Source organism: Nonomuraea sp. NPDC001831, assembly GCF_042892035.1.
Taxonomy (GTDB): domain Bacteria; phylum Actinomycetota; class Actinomycetes; order Streptosporangiales; family Streptosporangiaceae; genus Nonomuraea.
The window spans coordinates 298,346-318,323 of sequence record NZ_JBIATU010000012.1 but is presented as its reverse complement, the minus strand read 5'-3'; the positions used below and the strand labels follow the sequence as shown (position 1 = coordinate 318,323).

At 70.8% G+C, this 19,978-nt stretch carries 20 protein-coding genes, 1 tRNA gene and 1 other RNA gene; 12 read left to right on the top strand and 10 right to left on the bottom strand.

Translation table 11 applies throughout. The features are described 5' to 3' along the window. Positions 1-149 precede the first annotated feature (149 nt). The 6 genes from ACFYYW_RS33860 to ACFYYW_RS33835 form a co-directional block, all read right to left on the bottom strand. Positions 150-467: a hypothetical protein gene (locus ACFYYW_RS33860; protein ID WP_387654863.1), complete on the bottom strand. Its 318-nt coding sequence runs from the start codon at positions 465-467 to the stop codon at positions 150-152. A 109-nt stretch (positions 468-576) separates the two neighbouring features. Then, complete coding sequence (locus ACFYYW_RS33855; protein ID WP_352318431.1) at positions 577-873, bottom strand: type II toxin-antitoxin system VapB family antitoxin; 297 nt, start codon at positions 871-873, stop codon at positions 577-579. A 45-nt stretch (positions 874-918) separates the two neighbouring features. Beyond that, a complete protein-coding gene (locus ACFYYW_RS33850) occupies positions 919-1,776 on the bottom strand; it encodes a neutral zinc metallopeptidase (RefSeq protein ID WP_352318429.1) in 858 nt (285 codons plus the stop codon). 53 nt (positions 1,777-1,829) lie between these two features. After that, positions 1,830-2,789, bottom strand: coding sequence for a neutral zinc metallopeptidase (locus ACFYYW_RS33845; RefSeq protein ID WP_387654860.1), 960 nt, complete (start codon positions 2,787-2,789; stop codon positions 1,830-1,832). Positions 2,790-2,999: 210 nt separating this feature from the next. Next, a complete protein-coding gene (locus ACFYYW_RS33840; protein WP_387654858.1) occupies positions 3,000-3,476 on the bottom strand; it encodes a hypothetical protein in 477 nt (158 codons plus the stop codon). Between the two features lie 62 nt (positions 3,477-3,538). Beyond that, positions 3,539-4,702, bottom strand: coding sequence for a low temperature requirement protein A (locus ACFYYW_RS33835; protein ID WP_387654855.1), 1,164 nt, complete (start codon positions 4,700-4,702; stop codon positions 3,539-3,541). A 322-nt stretch (positions 4,703-5,024) separates the two neighbouring features. Here ACFYYW_RS33835 and ACFYYW_RS33830 point away from each other — a divergent pair, with 322 nt between their 5' ends. After that, on the top strand, positions 5,025-5,924 hold the full coding sequence (locus ACFYYW_RS33830) for an aldo/keto reductase (RefSeq protein ID WP_387654852.1): 900 nt from the start codon (positions 5,025-5,027) through the stop codon (positions 5,922-5,924). A 47-nt stretch (positions 5,925-5,971) separates the two neighbouring features. Next, entirely contained in the window at positions 5,972-6,391 is a 420-nt protein-coding gene (locus tag ACFYYW_RS33825; protein WP_387654849.1) for an SRPBCC family protein, read from the top strand. A gap of 10 nt (positions 6,392-6,401) precedes the next feature. Here ACFYYW_RS33825 and ACFYYW_RS33820 read toward each other — a convergent pair whose 3' ends face one another. Continuing rightward, a complete protein-coding gene (locus ACFYYW_RS33820) occupies positions 6,402-7,184 on the bottom strand; it encodes a class I SAM-dependent methyltransferase (RefSeq protein WP_387654846.1) in 783 nt (260 codons plus the stop codon). 95 nt (positions 7,185-7,279) lie between these two features. After that, positions 7,280-7,367: transfer RNA gene (locus ACFYYW_RS33815), tRNA-Ser, on the bottom strand. A 107-nt stretch (positions 7,368-7,474) separates the two neighbouring features. On the opposite strand from ACFYYW_RS33815, the gene ffs reads away from it, so the two are divergent. Both ffs and ACFYYW_RS33805 read left to right on the top strand, forming a co-directional pair. After that, positions 7,475-7,570: signal recognition particle sRNA small type (gene ffs / locus ACFYYW_RS33810), an RNA gene on the top strand. 31 nt (positions 7,571-7,601) lie between these two features. Beyond that, positions 7,602-9,953 carry a DNA polymerase III subunit gamma and tau gene (locus tag ACFYYW_RS33805; protein WP_387654843.1) on the top strand — a complete coding sequence of 784 codons (2,352 nt, stop codon included), beginning with the start codon at positions 7,602-7,604 and terminating at the stop codon, positions 9,951-9,953. A gap of 25 nt (positions 9,954-9,978) precedes the next feature. On the opposite strand, the gene ACFYYW_RS33800 is transcribed toward ACFYYW_RS33805, so the two are convergent. Beyond that, positions 9,979-11,397 carry a GAF domain-containing protein gene (locus ACFYYW_RS33800; protein ID WP_387654840.1) on the bottom strand — a complete coding sequence of 473 codons (1,419 nt, stop codon included), beginning with the start codon at positions 11,395-11,397 and terminating at the stop codon, positions 9,979-9,981. A gap of 332 nt (positions 11,398-11,729) precedes the next feature. On the opposite strand from ACFYYW_RS33800, the gene ACFYYW_RS33795 reads away from it, so the two are divergent. The 5 genes from ACFYYW_RS33795 to ACFYYW_RS33775 all read left to right on the top strand — a co-directional run bounded on the left by ACFYYW_RS33795 (position 11,730) and on the right by ACFYYW_RS33775 (position 15,625). Further along, positions 11,730-12,080, top strand: coding sequence for a YbaB/EbfC family nucleoid-associated protein (locus tag ACFYYW_RS33795; RefSeq protein WP_125640519.1), 351 nt, complete (start codon positions 11,730-11,732; stop codon positions 12,078-12,080). Positions 12,081-12,082: 2 nt separating this feature from the next. Then, positions 12,083-12,682: a recombination mediator RecR gene (gene recR, locus ACFYYW_RS33790; RefSeq protein WP_352318415.1), complete on the top strand. Its 600-nt coding sequence runs from the start codon at positions 12,083-12,085 to the stop codon at positions 12,680-12,682. Next, positions 12,675-13,205, top strand: a complete 531-nt coding sequence (locus tag ACFYYW_RS33785) for a DUF5063 domain-containing protein (protein WP_352362187.1) — start codon at positions 12,675-12,677, stop codon at positions 13,203-13,205. The genes recR and ACFYYW_RS33785 overlap by 8 nt, the downstream gene beginning before the upstream one ends. 87 nt (positions 13,206-13,292) lie before the next feature. Continuing rightward, a complete protein-coding gene (locus tag ACFYYW_RS33780) occupies positions 13,293-14,567 on the top strand; it encodes an aspartate kinase (RefSeq protein ID WP_352318411.1) in 1,275 nt (424 codons plus the stop codon). Next, positions 14,564-15,625, top strand: coding sequence for an aspartate-semialdehyde dehydrogenase (locus tag ACFYYW_RS33775; RefSeq protein WP_352318409.1), 1,062 nt, complete (start codon positions 14,564-14,566; stop codon positions 15,623-15,625). Before ACFYYW_RS33780 ends, ACFYYW_RS33775 begins: the two co-directional genes overlap by 4 nt. Positions 15,626-15,770: 145 nt before the next feature. Here ACFYYW_RS33775 and ACFYYW_RS33770 read toward each other — a convergent pair whose 3' ends face one another. Then, positions 15,771-16,520 (bottom strand): hypothetical protein, encoded by a 750-nt coding sequence (locus ACFYYW_RS33770; RefSeq protein WP_387654834.1) that lies wholly within the window; start codon positions 16,518-16,520, stop codon positions 15,771-15,773. Between the two features lie 319 nt (positions 16,521-16,839). Between ACFYYW_RS33770 and ACFYYW_RS33765 the strand changes: the two genes are divergently transcribed. The 3 genes from ACFYYW_RS33765 (at position 16,840) to ACFYYW_RS33755 (ending at position 19,971) form a co-directional block, all read left to right on the top strand. After that, the gene (locus ACFYYW_RS33765; RefSeq protein ID WP_352318405.1) at positions 16,840-17,508 is read left to right on the top strand and encodes a TetR family transcriptional regulator; all 669 of its coding nucleotides are present in this window, start codon (positions 16,840-16,842) and stop codon (positions 17,506-17,508) included. A 79-nt stretch (positions 17,509-17,587) separates the two neighbouring features. Further along, positions 17,588-18,553, top strand: coding sequence for an LLM class F420-dependent oxidoreductase (locus ACFYYW_RS33760; protein WP_352318403.1), 966 nt, complete (start codon positions 17,588-17,590; stop codon positions 18,551-18,553). Then, a complete protein-coding gene (locus ACFYYW_RS33755; RefSeq protein WP_387654830.1) occupies positions 18,553-19,971 on the top strand; it encodes an amidase in 1,419 nt (472 codons plus the stop codon). Before ACFYYW_RS33760 ends, ACFYYW_RS33755 begins: the two co-directional genes overlap by 1 nt. Positions 19,972-19,978 lie beyond the last annotated feature (7 nt).

The window sequence follows — 19,978 nt, the reverse complement described above, 5'->3', positions numbered from 1 at the left end:
TGTTGATCGCGGTGGTTGCCTATGTCCCGAGACACACTCTGTTGAAGTTTCCTATGTCTCGCGACATGGGTTTCCTATGTCCTGAACCAGCACACCACCACCACCGCCAACGGGCCTCCGACGACCTCGGAGGCCCTTTTCTTTTGCCCTCAGGGCTGCTGGGTGGGCCCGTCGGTCGGCGGATTCAGGTTGAGCTGGATGTCCGGCGGGCTGTCCTCGACGACCTGCGTCTGGACCGTCTCGCCGCCGCGGGTCTCCGGACGGCCGTCGTCGGTCAGGACGAAGAACAGCGCGCCGCAGGCGCTCAGGAGCAGCAGCGGCAGCCCGACGGCCAGCAGCACGATCAGGTTGCGATTGTCGAGCGGCCCGGGCTCCTCGACGTACTCGTGCGCCGGCGGCTGCGAGTAGTAGGACGGCGGGCCGTATCCGGGTGGCGGCCACGACCCGTGTGGCGGTGGATACGACACGGCATTCTCCGAATGATGTTGAAAGACGCGGACGTGACACACGGCACGTCGATCAGGTTGACACATGAAAAAGGGAGCCGCGAATGGCGGCTCCCTTTTCCGGCGCGTTTCAGTTGGGCAGATCCAGGACCCTGGCGTGCAGGATCGACCGTTGGTGCAGGGCCGCGCGCAGGGCCCGGTGGAGGCCGTCCTCCAGGTAGAGCTCGCCCTGCCACTGCACGACGTGCGGGAACAGGTCGCCGTAGAAAGTGGAGTCCGCGGCGAGCAGCGAGTGCAGGTCCAGCATGGCCTTCGTGGTGATCAACGAGTCGAGCCGGACCTGCCTGGGAGGGATCTGCGCCCACTCTCGGTTCGTCAGACCGTGTTCGGGATAAGGGCGTCCGTCGCCGACGAGCTTGAAGATCACCCACCTCATTTTAGGAGAGAATTCGACCTGCTGCGTTGTCCGGAGCTATCGGCCCAGCTCAGACTGTTCACAGTCGCCCGGCCGGCCGTTTTGGTAGCCGCGCTGGAAGGCGTTGACGCGTTGCTCGGACGAGCCGTGCGTAAACGATTCGGGATCGATTCTGCCGCTCGTGCGTTGCTGGATTCTGTCGTCGCCCACGGCGGCCGCGGCGTCCAGGGCCTCGGCGATTTCCGTCTGGGTGAAGGCCTTTTCGTAGAAGCCGGTGCGGACGGCGTTGTGCGCCCAGACGCCGGCGTAGCAGTCGGCCTGGAGCTCGACGGGGACCGAGCTGCCGGTGTCCGACTGGAGGGCCCCACGCAGGTCCTGGACGTGATGGCCGTATTCGTGGGCGATCACGTACGCCTGGGCGAAGGGGCCGCCCTTGGCGCCGAACTGGCTGTGGAGCTGGTCGAAGAAGCTCAGGTCGAGGTAGACGCGCTGGTCGCTCGGGCAGTAGAACGGCCCGACGGCGGAGCTGGCCGCGCCGCAGCCGGTACGGAGGCTGCCGGAGTACAGGATCGTCTTCGACGTCCGGTAGTCGGGGATCTCCTGCTTCCAGTAGTCCTGGATGCTGTTGACCACGCCCACGACGCGGCATTTCTCCGACTGGTCGGCGTCCTTGCCCGTCTTGCACTCCTCGGCGAGTTTGGCCGGGGGTTGCTGCTGCGCCGGCTCGGCGTCGCCGCCACCGCCGCCGCCCAGGTTGTTGAGCACGAACACCAGCACTAAGGCGATCAGGCCGACGATGCCGCCGCCCCCGAGGACCATGCCGCCGGGGAAGCCGCCGCCCGAGAACCCGCCACCGCGACCGCCGACGTCCTCGACCTGCGACGAGTCGAGGTTGACGTCGTCCTTGAAATCCATATCTGACGTCCCTTCTGGGTGCTGCCCGCTAGAGAGCTTCCCCAGGAAGGCCCCTAGATGCCATCCGAGAAGGTGTCACATCTGTCCGGGAGGCCGCTGTCGTACCCGACGCTGAACCACTTCTCGCGTTGCTGGGAGGTGCCATGGGTGAACGCGTCGGGCGTGACGCGGCCCTGCGAGCGGCGCTGGATGCTGTCGTCGCCGACCGCCGCGGCGGCGTCGAGGGCCTGGTTGATGTCGGACTGCGAGAACGGCTCGCGGTAGAAGCCCGTCTTGACCGCGTTGTGCGCCCAGACGCCGGCGTAGCAGTCGGCCTGCAGCTCCAGGCGCACGGACGCGCTGCCGGCGCCCGGCCTGCTGTTGTTGCCGACCTTGTCCATGGTGCCGAGCAGGTTCTGGACGTGGTGGCCGTACTCGTGGGCGACCACGTACGCCTGGGCGAACGGGCCGCCCTCGGCGCCGAAGTCGCGCTGGAGCGTGTCGAAGAAGGCCAGGTCCAGGTAGACCTTGCGGTCGGGCGGGCAGTAGAACGGGCCCACGGCTGAGTCGGCGGGGCCGCAGCCGCTGTTCACGGCCCGGGAGAACAGCACGGTCTTGGCCGGTGTGTACTGCTTGTCGTGTTCCTTGAACTCCTGCCGCCAGTAGGACTGGATGCTGTTCACCGTGCCGACGATCCGGCAGTCCTCCGACTGGTCGGCGTCGGCGCCCGTACGGCAGCGGTTGGCCAGGTTGCCGCTGGGGGAGAGCTGGCCGGGGGCGCTCGGGTAGCGTCCGCCGCCCTGCTCGCCGCCCTCGTCGCCGCTGAACGGCGTGGGGGCGAGCTTGAACAGGAACAGCCCGGCCACCGCCAGGACCAGCAGCAGGCAGCCGCCGCCACGGCCGCCGATGGGCAACATGCAGCCGCCGCCCGGCATCCCGCCCCAGCCGCCGCCGCCCCGGCCGGGCTGGGGGCCGGAGGCCCGGACGTCCTCGACCTGTGAGGGGTCGAGTGGCGCGTCGTCGTCGAACTGCATGCCCTCTGTCATCCCCCGTAGTCGGGCGATTACGCAAGGCAATGTGCGGGACGGTGATTTTCTGGGATTTGTCGGTCAATCTGCCGCCATGACGGGTGGCTTAGCGGGGATCGCGCTGGCGCCCCTGGGGCGGCGCCTCGGTCTTCCAGCGCGCGCTGGCGGTCTATCGTCCGCGCCGGCTGTGCGCCATGGGGCTGTCCTGGCCGGGCTCTACTGGCTCACCTGGGCCCTGAAGCGCTCGTGGGCCGCCTGCTTGGAGATCCCTATGGCCTCCCCGATCTCCGCCCAGGAGGCGCCGTTGTCCCGCGCCCCGGCGACGGCCTGGTCGAGCAGCGTCCGCTGCCAGCTCTCCACCTGGGACAGCAGGGTGAGCGCCGCCAGCGGCCGATCGGCCGCGAGCTTGACGACCTGCTCGCAGAGCAGGTTCGACTTCGTCACCAGCCAGCTGGGCGGGGCGGCGGCGAGCAGCGGCGGCGTGTGCCTGCTCCACCACCGGTACTCCGCCTCCTTGGCCCCCTCCGGCGTCGCCGGATACCGCCGCCGATCGGTCCATCCGCACGAACAGGCGGCCTGGTACCCGACGAACGTCCTGGTGAAGGCGCTGGACGAGGAGGCCAGCTCCCCGTCGGGCAGAACGGGCGCGACGAACCCCTCGTGCCCGGGAAGATCGGCAGTGCTCAAAGTCATAACCGTCAAGATATCCTGACGATTCCAGCTCTCGCCACCCTTTCCGCGGCGCCGGAGGGCCGTCAGGCTCCGTCGTCGGGGTTCAGCGTCTCGGCCACCTGGCGATGCACCCGGGTGAGGACGACGACCAGCACCACGAGGATGACGTCCAGGATCAGCACGGACAGCAGCGGCGGCAGCCGGACCGCCGCGAGCCCGGCGGCGGCGCAGGCGCCGCAGGCCAGGAGCCGGGCCGCCCAGGCCCGGCCTGTGGTGACGTAGTACCACCACGCCTGCGCGACCAGGTACAGGATCGGGCCGCCGAACAGCAGCAGGCTCAGCTGGACGCTGCCCGGCCCGGTGGTGTGGCCGATCGCCAGCCCGGCCCCGACCGCCAGGGCCACCAGGCCGGTCAGCGTGCCGTACGTGCCGTTCACCGCGCGGTGGACCGAGCGCATCGGGTCCGTCGTGGTGGCGATCTGCCGCGTCACGATCTCCTCACCGCCCAGGAAGTACGTGGCCCACAGGCACACCAGCGCGACGAACACGCCGAACGCGGCGGCCACCGTCGGCGCGTCGACCGCGGCGCTGGAGATCGACGAACCGATGGTCAGCACCGTCTCGCCGAGCTGCAGGATGAGGAACAGACGGATGCGCTCCACCATGTGCTCGGCGTCGAACACGAAGTACCGGGACGGGAAGACCCGGCCGGGCAGGGGGTGTCTCAGCCACGTCCCGGCCAGGTCCACCGCGGCGGCCGCGGCCCACCAGAGCAGCCGCGGCCCGTGCTCCGCCGCGGCCCCGGCCAGCCACAGCGGGATCGACACCGCGGCCCACACCAGCACCCGGTGATAGTGGCTGCGCAGAACGGCCACCGACGCGCTCACGGCGGCCGTCGTGCCGGTCAGGACCAGGATCGCCACCAGCGGCACCGCGAACGCCCACGGACGGTCGCCGAACGCGTGCGGGACCTGCGCGTTCATGAACAGCCCCAGGCCCATCACCACCAGCACCAGCCCGCGGGTCCGGGACCGGGCGATGTCCAGGAAGGTGGCGTCGAAGCTGGTGAGCACCCACGTGCTGAGGACCGCGACCAGCATCACCGCGGTCTCGGCGGCGCCGCGCCAGGACAGCTCGGCGTGCAGGTGCTCGGCGAGCTGCCCGACGGCGAAGACGAAGACCAGGTCGAAGAAGAGTTCCAGCGGGGAGACGGCGCGGCGCAGACCGGCGCCCGACCCCGCGGTCACGTCGGGACGCTCCTCAGGAACGCAGCACGACGAGTGTGCATATGGTCACGCTAAGGCGTCTCCCTTCGGGGCGGGCGGACGGCCCCTGCCGAGACCCGCGTAAAGAAGCACGTCCGGCCGCCAGGACCGCTCTTTACCCCTCTCGACGTGCGGTCTTCCGCCTGCGGGGGATGGGAAGCCGGACGGTCGTCGCCGCTGGAGGAAGAGAAGTCATGTCACTCACCGGAGTTCTGCCCGGGCGCCTGGGGTTCGGCACGGCCCCCCTCGGCAACATGTTCCGCGCGATCCCCGAGGAGGAGGTGCGGGCCACCCTGGACGCTGCTTGGGAGCAGGGCATCCGCTACTACGACACCGCCCCTTCTACGGCGCCGGCCTGGCCGAGTCCCGGCTCGGCAGCCTGTTGTCCGGCAAGCCCCGCGACTCCTACGTCCTGTCGACCAAGGTGGGCCGGGTCATCCTCGACGAGGTGGAGAGCGGCGACCGGGAGCTGGGGGAGAAGGGCGGGCTGTTCGAGCACGGCCGCCCGAACCGGATGCTCGACGAGTGGACCGCCCCCGCCACCGAGCGCTCGATCGAGGACAGCCTCAAGCGGCTGGGCGTCGACCGGCTGGACATCGTCTGGGTCCACGACATCGCCCAGGACTTCCACGGCGACCTGTGGCTGCAGAAGTTCGAGGAGGCCCGTACGGGGGCCTTCCGGGTGCTGGCCCGGCTGCGCGACGAAGGCGTGATCAAGGGCTGGGGGCTGGGCGTCAACCGTACCGAGCCGATCGAGCTGACCCTCGCCCTGGACGAACCCCAGCCGGACGGCTTCCTGCTCGCCGGCCGCTACACGCTCCTCGACCACGCGCACGCCCTGCAACGGCTGCTGCCCATGGCCGAGGAGCAGGACGTCAGCATGGTCGTCGGCGGGCCCTACAGCTCCGGCGTGCTCGCCGGCGGCGCCCATTTCGAGTACCAGCAGGCGCCGCCGGAGATCGTCGAGCGCGTCGGGAAGATCAAGGCGCTCGCCGAGCGGTACGGCGTCAGCATCAAGGCGGCCGCCCTGCAGTTCTCCCTCGCCCATCCGGCGGCCGTCGCGGCGATCCCCGGCGCCACCCGGCCGAGCCGGATCGCCGAGGACGTCGCCGCGCTCGACGAGGACGTGCCCGCCGCCTTCTGGCAGGAGCTGCGGGCCCTCGGCCTGGTCAGCCCCGCCGCCCCGCTTCCCGGCGGCGCCTGATCCGGCCCGCGAACCCGACCGTCCGCACCACCACCAGGAGAACGACCATGGCATCGACCTCGGTCAGCCGCGTGCTGCCCGCCTCCCCGCAGCGGGTCTGGGACCTGATCGGCGGGTTCCACTCCCTGCCCGACTGGCTTCCCTACATCCCCGAGAGCACCATGCTCGAAGGCGGCCGCGTCCGCCGGCTGGCGAACCCGGACGGCGAGGTGATCGTCGAGCGTCTCATGGACTTCAGCGAGACCGAGCGCCACTACACCTACTCCATCCTCGAAGCGCCCTTCCCGGTCACCGGCTACCTCTCCACCCTGCGCGTGCATGCGATCCCCGGCCGCGAGGACGCCGCCGAGGTGCAGTGGTCCGGCTGCTTCACCCCGGTGGGGGTGAGCGAGAGCGAGGCGGTCGCCCTGTTCACCGCCATCTTCCGGGACGGCCTCGACGCTCTGCACGACTCCCTGACCGCCTGACGCGACCGGCTCAGCGCCCGGGTCGCCTGGCGACCAGCACCTCGGTGGTCAGCCGCTGCTCCCACCGGCCCGCGGGGTTGCCGGCGAGGAGCGCCCGTCGCAGTGCCTCGACGAAGGCGGGCAGACGATCGCCGAGCCTGGCGGGGCAGCTGTAGGAGTAGGACAGCTGGAGCCCGATCAGGCCGTCCACGTCCCACGTCAGCCGTCGGCTGAACACCCGGGACTCCAGGCTGCCGAAGGGTGAGGCGGCGAGCACGCCGCTGTGGTGCTCGCCGGTGGCGTGGAACGAACTGGCGGCGGTGTGGATGTCGAGGCCGAACTCCTCGCACACCCGTCTCTCGATCGGCTGCCACGGTTGCGCGTCGGGCTGCCACGGCTCGCCCTGCTGCCTCGCGGGGCCGACCAGCGCCACCACGCCGCCGGGCGGCAGCAGCCCGTCCAGCTCCACCAGCACGGACCGGCGGTCCATCCAGTGGAACGACCGCCCCATCACCACATGGTCGAACGCCGGCAAGGCCCCCAGCCCGGTCGAGTCACCACGCAGCCAGACGATGTTCGCGACGCCCCCGGCCAGCCGCCTGCCCTCCGCCAGCATCTCCCGCGCCGGATCGACGGCGAGCACGGCCTTCGTCCGCCGCGCCAGGGGGATGGCGATCGTCCCGGGGCCGCAGCCGAGATCCAGCACGCGGCTGTCCGCGCCGAACGTCTTGGCCAGGTGTTCCGTCGCCGCCTGCCCGTGGCCGGGACGGTACCTGGCGTAGTACGGCGCAGCACTGCCGAACAGGTCCTCCATGAACCGGACCCTAGAAGACCTGCCGGCCGAGGCGTCCGAAGAACGACACAACGCCAGAAGGGCCATGCCGTTGACCTGGCATGACCCTTCCGGACTGGCGGAGGATAGGGGATTTGAACCCCTGATAGGTTGCCCTATACACGCTTTCCAAGCGTGCGCCCTCGGCCACTAGGCGAATCCTCCGCCGACGAGCTTACCGGACTTCCGGCACTGCGGTGACCGCGATTTTTCCAGGACATGCTCAACCCCGAACCGTGGAGCGAGCACTGCTGAGGCCGGTTAGACTGTCCAGGGACCCCTCGCGCGGCGTCATCCTGTGAACCTCCCCAGGGCCGGAAGGCAGCAAGGATAAGCGGGCTCTGGCGGGTGTGCGGGGGGTCTCTTCGTTGAGAGCCCCCTCGCAGGCGGGATGGTCGCATGAGCCTTGCGCTTTACCGCAAGTACCGACCCGGGACCTTCGCCGAGGTCAAGGGTCAGGAACACGTCACAGATCCGCTGCGACAGGCGTTGCGTACGGGCCGCATCAACCACGCGTACCTGTTCAGCGGCCCCCGCGGATGTGGCAAGACCTCCAGCGCGCGCATTCTCGCCCGCTCCCTCAACTGCGAGCAGGGCCCGACGCCCGACCCCTGCGGCACCTGCGAGTCCTGTGTGGCGCTCGCCCCGACCGGCCCCGGCCACCTCGACGTCATCGAGATCGACGCGGCTTCCCACGGTGGCGTCGACGACGCGCGTGACCTGCGCGAACGTGCCTTCTTCGCGCCCGTGTCGGCGCGCTACAAGATCTACATCATCGACGAGGCGCACATGGTGACCCGCGAGGGTTTCAACGCGCTGCTCAAGCTCGTCGAGGAGCCTCCGCCGCACCTGAAGTTCATCTTCGCGACGACCGAGCCGGAAAAGGTCATCGGCACGATCAAGTCGCGTACGCACCACTACCCGTTCAGGCTGATGCCGCCGGCCACGCTCAAGGCGCTGATGGAGGAGATCCTCACCTCCGAGAGCGTGCCCTTCGAGCCGCCCGCCCTGCCGCTGGTCGTCCGCGCGGGCGCCGGCTCGGCCCGCGACTCGCTCTCCATCCTCGACCAGCTCCTCGCCGGGGCCGAGGACGACGGCATCACCTACGCCAAGGCCGTCTCCCTGCTCGGCTACACCGATGGCGACCTGCTTGACGAGGTCGTCAACGCGTTCGCCGCGCGCGACGGCGGCCAGGTGTTCCAGGCGGTCAACCGGGTGATCGAGGGCGGCCACGACCCGCGCCGCTTCGCCTCCGACCTGCTGGAGCGCTTCCGCGACCTGGTGATCCTGGCCAACGTGCCCGAGGCGGCGTCCAGCGGGCTGCTCGACCGTCCCGCCGACGAGTTGGAGCGGCTGGTGGGGCAGGCGTCCTCGATGGGGCCGGCCGAGCTCACCCGTGCCGCCGAGATCTTCAACGCGGGGCTCACCGAGATGCGCGGCGCCACCTCGCCGCGGCTGCTGCTCGAACTGATGTGCGCGCGCGTCCTGCTGCCGGGCGCCTCGCAGGGCGAGGCGTCCCTGCTCGCCCGGCTCGAACGTCTGGAGCGCGGCGGCACGGTCGCCCAGATGGCCTCCAGGGCCGGCGCGGTGACGATCCCGCGTCCGGCTGCCCCGGGCGGCGGCCACGACGTGCACGTTCCCGTCGCGCCCCCGGCTGTTTCCGTCGGTACGGCGGCGCCGGTCGGCGGCGACGCGGCGGTTCCCGAGCCTGCGACGCCCGCTGCGAGCAACGGTTCCGCCGGTGGTCACGGGCCGGCGGGCGGTGGGGCAGACGACTGGCCCGAGCCCGTACGTCCGGGTTCGGCGGCGGTTCCGGTCTCCGACGCGCCCGCACCCGCTGCTCAGGCGCCCGTCGCCCAGGCTCCCGCGGCGGCAGGCCCGGTCGCGGGCGGGGCGGGCGGCATGCAGCAGCAGTGGCCCGCCGTGCTGGCCGCGCTCAAGCAGCGCAGCATCGTGGTCTGGGCCAACGTCAGTACGAACGCCCAGGTCGTGGGCGTCGAAGGCAACCTGGTCACGCTCGGGTTCAGCCAGGTCGGCGCGATGAAGAACTTCACCGGCGGCGGCAAGGACGCCGTCGTGGCGACCGCGCTCGGCGACGTGCTCGGCGGCACCTGGCGGGTCGAGGCGGTGGTCGGCGGCTCTCCGGCGCCCCAGGCCACCCGCGGCCCCGCACGCCAGCACCCGCCGTCGGGCGGCCACGGCGCCCCGGCCCCGCAGGCGGCCCCGGCCGCCGGCCAGGCGACGACCAGCCCGCAGGGCGGTACGGGCGTCCACGCGACCTCCCAGGGGCGGTCCGGCTCGCACGGCGGCTCCCAGGACGACCAGGGCTCCCAGGACCCGGGCCAACCTCCGGCCGCCGCGCCCGCGCGTCCGGCCACCGAGTCCGCGCGCCCGACCACCGACGAGTCGTGGCCCGACGCGCCCGACGACCCCAGCCCCGGTTCCCCGCCGGGCCCCGACCCCACCCAGACCGTGACCGCCCGGCAGCCCGCCGCGCCGGTCGGAGCGGGGCTGGCCGCCGCGCGGTCGGCCGCCAAGGCGGCCGCTCAGGCGGGTCCGCGCACCCCGGCGTCGCGCGCGGGTGGCACGGCGGCGTGGCCGAGCGCGATCCCCGGCCGTGACAAGGCCGTCGACGCCGACGACGTCGACCCGCTGAACGACGCCGATGCCGACGTCGACGCCGTCTCCGGCATGGCCCTGCTGCAACGCGAGCTCGGCGCCCAGGTCATCGGCGAGATCGACCACACCTGACCGAAGGCTCCCCTCCGGACGGCTGTCACGGGAAGAGGCGGGCGCGGGCGGCGGCCGAGCGGGGGTCCGTGGGCGGAAGGGCCGACAGGCGTTCCAGGATCTGGTAGTCGTCGCGGCCGTTGGGCGTCTGGGCGTAGGTCCACAGGTCGTCGGGCGAGCCGTGGCGCAGGAGGCAGGCGCGTACCTGGGCTTCGAGCTCCTCGCGTTCGCGCCGGATGTCCGGCGACTCCGAGCGCGGCAGGAGCGGTCCGGGGTAGGCGGCGGCCAGCGCTGCGGTGTCGCCCGAGTCGAGGAGCCGGCGAACGTCGAGGAAGTCCGCCTCGACCGGGCACACCAGCCGGTACGGCTTCGCCGCCAGCACCTCCCCGAGCTGACCGCGCAGCCGATGGATCTCGGCCCGGATGGTCACCGGGTTGCCGTCGTCGCCGTAGAGGTGGAACGAGAGCTGGTCGGCCGACAGGCCCTGGGGGTGCAGGGCGAGGAGGGCGAGGATCTCGGCGTGGCGCAGTGAGAGCTGACGCGGGCGTTCGCCCAGGTCGGCCGTCGGGGTGCCCTCGCCGAGGCAGGTCAGGCGCAGGGTGGGCGGCGTCGCGGACGGCGTGTCGCGCAGGAGGTAGCCGTCGCAGAAGGGTTCGAGGAAGGCGACGCTCCCGTCACGCAGGATCATGCGCTGGCCGGACAGGGGGAGCCGGTCGCCGAGCCGGCCCATGGGATCGCCCGAGATGACCCGGCCCGTGGGCGACAGCAGGATGCCGCCCCGGTTGCGCAGCGACTCGTAGCGGCGGCGCAGGCGTTCGTCGCGCTCGTGCATCTGTACGGCGAGCTGCGACTCGGCGAGCTTGGCCGTCGCGCTGACCAGGGCGACCGTCGCCGGGTGCAGGGACCGCGCGATGCCGCTGACGTCGACGCAGCCGATGACGTCGCCCGACTCCGGATCGCTGATCGGCGCCGCGCTGCACGACCAGACGTGCAGCACCCGCATCAGGTGTTCCTCGGAGTAGACGTGCACCGGCCGGCCGGTGGCGAGCGCGGTGCCGATGCCGTTGGTGCCGGCCATGTACTCGCCCCAGTGATGGCCGTCGGCCAGGCCCACCTGGTCCGCATTGCGCAGGATGCCGCCTTTCCCCTCACGCCAGAGCACGCGTCCGTCACGGTCTGTGACGATCATGACGTGGTCGGCCTCGTCCGCCAGGCCCGAGAGCGTCTGGGCGAACAGGGGCAGCAGCGGCCGCAGCGGATGAGCCTCGCGGATCTCGACGACGTCGGCGGACTCGCAGACCAAAGGGGCGCTGCGGCCGTCCGGGTCGATCCCTGCCGCGAGCGATCGCCGCCACGAGGCCGTGATCAGGGTGCGGGGCGAATCGGGCGAGCTCTGCCCGGTAGCCGCCGCTTCGTGTGCTCCGCGCAGAAGGCGGGAGTACGCATCGAGATGGCCGTAACTCATCGGTCACTCCAAGTAGTCAACAACGAGCATCCGTCCTGGCGGCGATATGCGCAAGCTGTTCAGGGGGATTGCGTAGGGTGATTGAATGAACGCAACGTGTGTGCAACGTTGGGCGCACTACCGTTCCGAAACACGCGTCGGCGTGGTGCGGCCGCTCCGTCCGACGTGATGGCCGGGTCTCGGACACTGGAGGGGGGCCGAGATCCGGCCATGACAAAGGTCCGTGACGAATGCCTGGAGGGAAACATGGGGAGCCCTCCCAGTACATGACGCCGCCCAAACACCGTAGGCTCGTGGCAGTCAAGAACCGGAGCCACGAGGAGCGCACGACGGTGAACCCAGGGGATGTCAACCTGCAGCAGCTGCTGGAGCAGGCTCAGCTCATGCAGCAGCAGCTTGTGAGCGCCCAGCAGGAGCTCAACGACGCGCAGATCGAGGGCTCGTCGGGCGGCGGCATGGTCACTGCCGTCGTCAACGGCTCAGGTGAGCTGCTCGAACTCAAGATCGACCCGAGCGTGATCGACGCGGCCGACCCGCAGGACACCGCCGACACGATCGCCGACCTGGTGATCGCGGCCGTCCGCGACGCGGTGCGCGCCGCCGCCGACCTGCAGCAGGAGAAGCTCGGCCCGCTCGCCCAAGGTCTGGGCGGCGGCGGACTCGGACAGCTGCCAGGGTTCTAGGCATGTACGAAGGGGTCGTCCAGAACCTGATCGACGAGCTCGGCATGCTGCCCGGCGTCGGTCCGAAGAGCGCGCAGCGCATCGCGTTCCACCTGCTGGCGGCCGATCCGGCCGACGTCAGGCGGCTGGCGCACGCGCTGCTCGAAGTCAAGGACAAGGTGCGCTTCTGCCGGGTGTGCGGCAACGTGGCCTCCGAGGAGGAGTGCCGCATCTGCCGCGACCCGCGGCGCGACACGCACGTCATCTGCGTGGTCGAGGAGTCGAAGGACGTCGTGGCGATCGAGAAGACGCGCGAGTACCGCGGCACGTACCACGTGCTCGGCGGCGCGATCAGCCCGATCGACGGCATCGGCCCCGACGACCTGCGCATCCGCGAGCTCATGACACGCCTGGCCGACGGGCGGGTCACCGAGCTCATCCTCGCCACCGACCCCAACCTCGAAGGCGAGGCGACCGCTACCTACCTCGCCCGTCTGGTCAAGCCGATGGGCATCAAAGTGACACGACTCGCCAGCGGCCTGCCGGTGGGCGGTGACCTCGAGTACGCCGACGAGGTGACCCTGGGCCGTGCTTTCGAAGGACGGAGGCTCCTGGATGTCTGATATGTGGGATGTGCTGGCCGAAGAGATCGCCGCGCACGCGCAGAACTACGTCGACGGCCTGACCAGGGTCGCCGGCGGTGAGGGCGGCGACGCGATCTGGTCGCTGCTCCTGGTGGAGGTCGCGCAGGTGAGCCTGGCCGGCGCCAAGCTCGGCGCCAACCGCGACGTGATCCTGTCGGGCAACTACGAGCCGCCGATGAGCGAGGACCCCGACATCGACGGCGTGCGCACGGCGCTGGCCGAGCGGCTGGAGGCGGTCGACGACTACGCCGAGGTGTTCGACCCGTACAAGGACACGTCGGTCACGCCGTACCGGCTGTCGGACGACCTGACCGCGGTGGCCGCCGACCTCATCCACGGGCTGCGGCACTTCCACGCGGGCCGTCCGCACGAGGCGTTGTGGTGGTGGCAGTACTCCTACTTCAACACCTGGGGCAACCACGCGGGCGCGGCGATGCGCGCGCTGCAGGCCCTCGCCGCGCACTCGCGGCTCGACGTGGCGGAGGAAGCCACCACAGTGTGATGATCATCCACATAGTGGTATGAACCATCAGGCCCATCAGAGGCCCCCAGTAGACTGGCAGTTCACAGTCCAGACCGGGAGACTCTCGTGGCGCTCGTTGTGCAAAAGTACGGTGGTTCGTCCGTCGCCGACGCGTCCTGCATCAAGCGGGTCGCGCAGCGGATCGTCGCGACGAAAAAAACCGGCAACGACGTGGTCGTGATCGTCTCCGCGATGGGCGACACGACGGATGAGCTGCTCGACCTGGCCGAGCAGGTGTCGCCGCTGCCTCCGGGCCGCGAGCTCGACATGTTGCTGACCTCCGGAGAGCGCATCTCGATGGCCCTGCTGGCCATGGCGATCGCCAACCTCGGCCACGAGGCGCGCTCGTTCACCGGCTCGCAGGCCGGCGTGATCACCGACTCCACCCACGGCAAGGCGCGCATCATCGACGTGACGCCGGGCCGCATCCGTGAGGCGCTCGACCAGGGTCACATCGCGATCGTGGCCGGGTTCCAGGGCGTCTCGCAGGACACCAAGGACATCACCACGCTGGGCCGCGGCGGCTCCGACACCACCGCGGTCGCGCTCGCGGCGGCCCTGGAGGCCGACGTCTGCGAGATCTACACCGACGTCGACGGCATCTTCACGGCCGACCCCCGCATCGTGCCCGTCGCCCGCAAGATCCCCAAGATCTCGTACGACGAGATGATGGAGATGGCGGCCTGCGGCGCGAAGATCCTGCATCTGCGCTGCGTCGAGTACGCTCGGCGGTTCGACCTGCCGATCCACGTACGCAGCTCGTTCAGCACCACGGAAGGCACGTGGGTCGTCTCCGACCCTTACACCGAAGGAACCGAGATGGAGCAGCCGATCATCTCCGGCGTCGCGCACGACCGGAGCGAGGCCAAGATCACTGTTGTCGGGGTCCCCGACAAGGTCGGCGAGGCTGCCTCGATCTTCAAAACGCTGGCCGACGCCGAGATCAACATCGACATGATCGTCCAGAACGTCTCGGCCGCGGCCACGGGCCGCACGGACATCTCCTTCACGCTGCCCACGGCCGACAGCCAGGTGGCGCTGACCGCGCTGAAGAAGATCCAGGGCCGCATAGGCTACGAGTCGCTGCTCTTCGACGACCAGATCGGGAAGGTGTCGCTGATCGGCGCGGGCATGCGCTCGCACCCCGGCGTCACGGCGACGTTCTTCGCGGCCCTCGCCGACGCGGGGGTCAACATCGAGATGATCTCCACCTCGGAGATCCGCATCTCGGTGATCGTCGAGCAGGACGGTGTCGACGCGGCCGTGGCGGCCGCCCACCGTGCCTTCGATCTCGACGCCGACCAGGTCGAAGCAGTGGTGTACGGAGGTAGCGGACGATGAGCAGCAGGCCCAATCTCGCCCTGATCGGCGCCACCGGCGCCGTGGGCACCGTCATGCGGGACATCGTGTCCAGCCGGGAGGACATCTGGGGCGAGATCCGTCTCGTCGCCTCCCCACGCTCGGCGGGCAAGGTGCTGAGCGTGCGCGGTCAGGACGTCGTGGTCCAGGCGCTCGCGCCCGAGGTCTTCGACGGCATCGACATCGCCATCTTCGACGTGCCCGACGAGGTGTCGGCCGTGTGGGTGCCGATCGCGGCCGAGCGCGGCGCGATCGCGATCGACAAGTCCGGCACGTTCCGCATGGAGCCCGACGTGCCGCTGGTGGTGCCCGAGGTCAACCCGCTCGACGCGCGGCAGCGGCCCAGGAACATCATCTCGACCCCCAACTGCACCACGCTGTCGATGATGGCGGCCATGGGCGCGCTGCACGCCGAGTACGTGCTCAAGGAGCTCGTCGTCGCCTCCTACCAGGCGGTGTCGGGCGCGGGCGTGGCCGGCTCGGCCCGGCTCTACGACGAGGTCGAGGCCCTGGCCGGCGACCGTTCGCTCGGCCAGACGGCCGGCGACGTGCGCAAGGCGCTGGCCGGCAAGCTGCCCGACGAGTCGCCGTTCCCGGCGCCGATCGCCTTCAACGTGGTGCCGTGGGCGGGCTCGTACAAGGACGGCGGCTGGGCGTCCGAGGAGCTCAAGCTGCGCAACGAGTCGCGCAAGATCCTCGGCATCCCCGACCTGAAGGTCTCGGCGACCTGCGTCCGGGTGCCGGTGATCACCACCCACTCGCTGGCCGTGCACGCCCGCTTCGAGCGTGAGATCACGGTCGAGGACGCCCACCGCGTGCTCTCGGCGGCGCCGACGGTGGTGCTGATGGACGACCCGGCCAACGGCGTCTACCCGACGCCGCTCGAAGTGGTCGGCAACGACCCGACCTACGTGGGCCGCGTCCGCCAGGCGATCGACTTCCCGAACACGCTCGACCTGTTCGTCTGCGGCGACAACCTGCGCAAGGGCGCCGCGCTCAACGCGGCTGAGATCGCCGAGCTGGTGGCCTCCGAGCTGTAGCCCGGCCCGACTCCGTGGGGACGCCGTGCCTGTGTGCGGCGTCCTTCGCGTTTCCCGGAGAGTTCTGTCGCCTTCTCCGAGGAGCCGCGTTTCCCGGCGATTCGTGCATTCCCGGCGGGTCACGTTCTCCCGCGGGCGGGGCCTGTCACCGGAAGAGGATGTCCCAGTGGCTGCTCTCGTTGGCGAAGACGGTTCCGGTGGCGGAGCGGTAGAGCGCGGCGCCGTCGCCGCGGACGCCCGCCTTGCGGTGGTGCCGGGTGATGTAGCGGTCGATGCACGCGTTGTGCGTGATGTCGAGCTTGTAGCCGTTTCCGTGGCTGTACTGGCCGGGCGCGTGACCCGCCTCGGTGCCGCCGGTCACCATGACCGGGCAGCCGCTGTCATGCTTGAGGTCGATGATCCGGGCGATCGTGCCGGCCCTGACGGAGTCGAGCGAGGTGCAGTGGTGCATGTGGCGGCTCGTACAGTGGCCCGACGACTTCGTGCGCAGGCCCGAGCTCTTGAGCCAGCGGGCGGCCAGGGCGTGGGTCATGTGCATGGCGGCCTGCCTGGGCAGCACCCGTGCCAGATCAAGCTGAGATCGCTGCTGCGACCTCTGCGGCCGGCTCCGGGGCGTCATCGCCTCCTCGACGCTCGCGGGCCTCGTGACGGCTTCTGGGCGCTCCGCGAGCTCCTGCGTGTCCGGCTGCGCGACGAACGCGTCCTCGGCCTCGGCCCAGGCGTCCTCCGTCTCCTCGGAGTCCTCCTTCGACAGCTGCGACTTGGCGGCCGCGGGGTCCGCCTGGTGCTGCTCGACCTGGTATGTCTCCGCCAGGGCCGCCGCGACGGCGGCCTGCCGGATGTTGGTCCACGGTCCGTCGATCCCCTCCGGGAACCACAGGGACAGGTCGAGCATCCCCCCGGTCTCGTCAGGACGGTTGAACGGTGTTGGCGCCTGAGCCCGCTCTCCACCTGATGGGTGGGAGGCGGCGGAAGCGGCCGACGCCAGCGCGATTATGGTGATCTGAATGCCGAGGAGCGCCACCACGAAGGTGCGCGCTGTTCCACGTATCCACATGTCGATGCCTTTTCGCGGAAAAGAGCCCTTCCGCCTGAAACGACAATCCCACCATTCCCAGGAGATAACTCATGTCTCATAGTCATCTTTGCCCTGTGGCGGCGATCACCGTGCCACTCCATGACCCACCACGCTTTCAAGACGTAAAGTGACGAACGTGTCCGAAGCCCGAAACAGAGGATCGGAGAGCACCCGAGAGGTCATCGTCGAGACGGCCTTGCGACTGTTCCGTGAGCGTGGCTTCGACGCGACGACCATGCGCGCCATCGCCGCCGAGGCAGGGGTGTCAGTGGGCAACGCCTACTACTACTTCGAGAGCAAGGAGGCGCTGATCCAGGCCTACTACGACCGCGCGCAGGCCGAGCACGAGCAGGCCTGCCGGGAGTTCCTGGCCACGGAGAGGTCGTTCGCCGCGAGGCTGAGCGGGGTGTTGCGCGAGTGGGTGCGCGTGTCGGAGCCGTACCACGAGTTCGCGGTGAAGTTCTTCAAGCACGCGGCCGAGCCGACGAACCCGCTGAGCCCGTTCAGCGCGCAGTCGTCGCCGGCGCGGGAGGCGTCCATCGGGATCTACCGCGAGGTGGTCGAGGGGTCGAAGGACCGGATGAACGCCGAGCTGCGGGCGGAGCTGCCCGAGCTGCTGTGGTTGTTGTCGATGGGCATGGTGCTGTTCTGGGTGCACGACACCTCGCCGGGGTGCGTGCGGACGTACCGGCTGATCGAGGTCACGGTGCCGCTGGTGGACCGGTTGGTGGGGCTGTCGCATCTGCCCGGGTTGCAGGGGATCACGAAGGACTTCATCGCGGCGGTGCACGAACTGCGGGCCTAGGGGGCTCCTTGCGGTGACATACCGCTTGGTATGGCCGCTTGGTATGGTCGGCTCACCGTCGCCGAACCGGAGGCCATGAATGACGCCGAACTGGGGCATGACCATCCCCTTCTACGACCGTTCCCTGGCCAGGTCGCAGGAGCTGATCGCGCAGCTGCCGGGCCTCGGCTACACCGACGCCTGGTCGGCCGAGGTCAACGGGAACGACGGCTTCGTCCCGCTGGCGATGGCCACGCAGTGGGCTCCGGGGATGCGGCTCGGGAGCGCGATCGTCCCGGTCTCCACGCGGGGGCCGGGGCTGCTGGCCATGTCCGCGGCCACCCTGGCCGACCTGGCCCCCGGCCGGTTCGTGCTCGGCATCGGCTCCTCCTCGCCGGCGATCGTCGAGCGGTGGAACGCCGTGGAGTTCGCCAAGCCGTACGCCCGCACCCGCGACACGCTGCGCTTCCTGCGGAGGGCGCTGGCGGGGGAGAAGGTCTCCGAGCGGTACGAGACGTTCGAGATCAAGGGCTTCAAGCTGGAACGGGCGCCGAAGACCGCCCCCAGGATCGTGCTGGCCGCCCTGCGGCCCCGGATGTTGCGCCTGGCCGCCGAGGAGGCCGACGGCGCGATCACCAACTGGCTCGCCCCCGAGGACGTGCCCAAGGTGCGCGCCGAGATCGGCCCCGACACCGAGCTCATCGCCCGCCTGTTCGTCTGCGTGAGCGAGGACGCCGACAAGGTGCGCGAGATGGCCAGGTGGATGCTGGCCAGCTACCTGACCGTGCCCGCCTACGCCGCCTTCCACGACTGGCTGGGCCGGGGCGAGGTGCTGCGTCCCATGCACGAGGCGTGGGCGGCCGGCGATCGCCAGGCCGCGCTCAAGGCCATCCCCGACGAGGTGGTCGACGCCCTCGTCGTGCACGGCGACGCCGCCACCTGCCGGGCCAGGATCCGCCAGTACGTCGACAACGGGCTCGACACGCCGGTGCTCGCGCCCATCCCCGGCGGCGAGGTGCCGATCGAGCAGGCCGTGCGCGACCTGGCCCCGGTCCGGGAGGGCTGATGGACGACGTCCTGCGGCTCGACGCCGTCGGCCAGGCCCGGGCGGTCAGGGACGGGCAGGTGTCGGCCCGCGAGCTGACCGAGGCCGCCATCGCCGCCGTCGAGGCCCACGACGGCGAGCTCAACGCCGTCGTCCACCGGCGGTTCGAGCGGGCGCTGGCCGAGATCGACGACCTCCCGGCGGACGCGCCCTTCCGCGGCGTGCCGATCCTGCTGAAGGACCTGGGCTGGCGGCAGGCCGGCGAGCCGTACGCCGCGGGCTCGCGGGTGCGCGACGACCTGGACGCCGCCGAGGACGGCCATGGCGTGGTCCGCCTGCGCCGGGCCGGTTTCGTGCTGCTGGGCCGGACGAACACCCCCGAGTTCGGCAGCACGATCACGACCGAGCCGGTGGCGTACGGGCCCACCCGCAACCCCTACGACCCGGCGTACTCGGCGGGCGGGTCGAGCGGCGGGTCGGCGGCGGCGGTGGCCGCGGGCATGGTCGCGCTGGCCACGGCGAGCGACGGCGGCGGCTCGATCCGCGTCCCGGCCTCGCTGTGCGGCCTGGTGGGGCTCAAGCCGACGCGTGGCCGGCTGAGCCACGGCCCGTCCATGGGCGAGGGCTGGAGCGGCTTCTCCTGCCCCGGCTTCGTGAGCAGGACCGTGCGCGACACGGCGGCCGCGCTCGACGCGGTCTCCGGCTACGAGCCGGGCGACCCCTACGACGCCCCCGCGCTGCCCGGCCCCCTGACCGCCGAACTGCACGCCGACCCGGGACGGCTGCGCATCGGCTTCCTGACCGCCCACCCGAGGCCGGACGTGCCCGCCGATCCCGACCTGGCCGAGGCCGTCACCCGGGCGGCGGCGCTGCTGGAGAGCCTCGGTCACGACGTGACCCCGGGCGGCCCGGCGGCGCTCGCCGAGCCGGAGTTCGCCCGGCATTTCGCCGCCATCGTCGCCAACAACCTCGCCGCGCACGTCGTGAGCCTGGGCGCGGCCCGCGGCAGGCCGGTGGAACTGCACGAGCTCGAACCGCGCAACGCCGCCATGGTCACCGCCGCCCGCGCCAACAGCGCGGCCGACCACATCCTGGCCACCCAGTGGGTGGACGGCTTCCGCCGCCGCATTGCCTCCTGGTGGGCCGGGGGCAACGACCTGCTGCTGATGCCGTCGTCGGGGGCGGCGCCGTTCCCGCTCGGCTGGATCCCGCCCGCCGATCTCAGCACCGCCTTCGGCAGGACCGCGCAGGTGGTGGCCTACACCTCGCCGATCAACGCGACCGGCCAGCCCGCCGTCTCGCTGCCGTTGCACAGGAACGCGGCGGGCATGCCGGTCGGCGTGCAGCTCGTGGCGGCGGCCGGACGCGAGGATCTGCTGATCCGGGTGGCCGCGCAGATCGAGCAGGTCAGGCCGTTCGAGCACGCCGCCATGCGCTGATCGCCAG

Excerpts from the sequence above, each read along its gene's own strand:
- ACFYYW_RS33805 (WP_387654843.1), top strand. The coding sequence starts at position 7,602 with ATGAGCCTTGCGCTTTACCGCAAGTACCGACCCGGGACCTTCGCCGAG.
- ACFYYW_RS33770 (WP_387654834.1), bottom strand. The coding sequence starts at position 16,520 with ATGCTCGACCTGTCCCTGTGGTTCCCGGAGGGGATCGACGGACCGTGG.
- ACFYYW_RS33820 (WP_387654846.1), bottom strand. The coding sequence starts at position 7,184 with ATGGAGGACCTGTTCGGCAGTGCTGCGCCGTACTACGCCAGGTACCGT.
- ACFYYW_RS33775 (WP_352318409.1), top strand. The coding sequence starts at position 14,564 with ATGAGCAGCAGGCCCAATCTCGCCCTGATCGGCGCCACCGGCGCCGTG.
- ACFYYW_RS33760 (WP_352318403.1), top strand. The coding sequence starts at position 17,588 with ATGACGCCGAACTGGGGCATGACCATCCCCTTCTACGACCGTTCCCTG.
- ACFYYW_RS33800 (WP_387654840.1), bottom strand. The coding sequence starts at position 11,397 with ATGAGTTACGGCCATCTCGATGCGTACTCCCGCCTTCTGCGCGGAGCA.
- recR (WP_352318415.1), top strand. The coding sequence starts at position 12,083 with ATGTACGAAGGGGTCGTCCAGAACCTGATCGACGAGCTCGGCATGCTG.
- ACFYYW_RS33840 (WP_387654858.1), bottom strand. The coding sequence starts at position 3,476 with ATGACTTTGAGCACTGCCGATCTTCCCGGGCACGAGGGGTTCGTCGCG.
- ACFYYW_RS33850 (WP_352318429.1), bottom strand. The coding sequence starts at position 1,776 with ATGGATTTCAAGGACGACGTCAACCTCGACTCGTCGCAGGTCGAGGAC.
- ACFYYW_RS33785 (WP_352362187.1), top strand. The coding sequence starts at position 12,675 with ATGTCTGATATGTGGGATGTGCTGGCCGAAGAGATCGCCGCGCACGCG.
- ACFYYW_RS33755 (WP_387654830.1), top strand. The coding sequence starts at position 18,553 with ATGGACGACGTCCTGCGGCTCGACGCCGTCGGCCAGGCCCGGGCGGTC.
- ACFYYW_RS33825 (WP_387654849.1), top strand. The coding sequence starts at position 5,972 with ATGGCATCGACCTCGGTCAGCCGCGTGCTGCCCGCCTCCCCGCAGCGG.
- ACFYYW_RS33845 (WP_387654860.1), bottom strand. The coding sequence starts at position 2,789 with ATGCAGTTCGACGACGACGCGCCACTCGACCCCTCACAGGTCGAGGAC.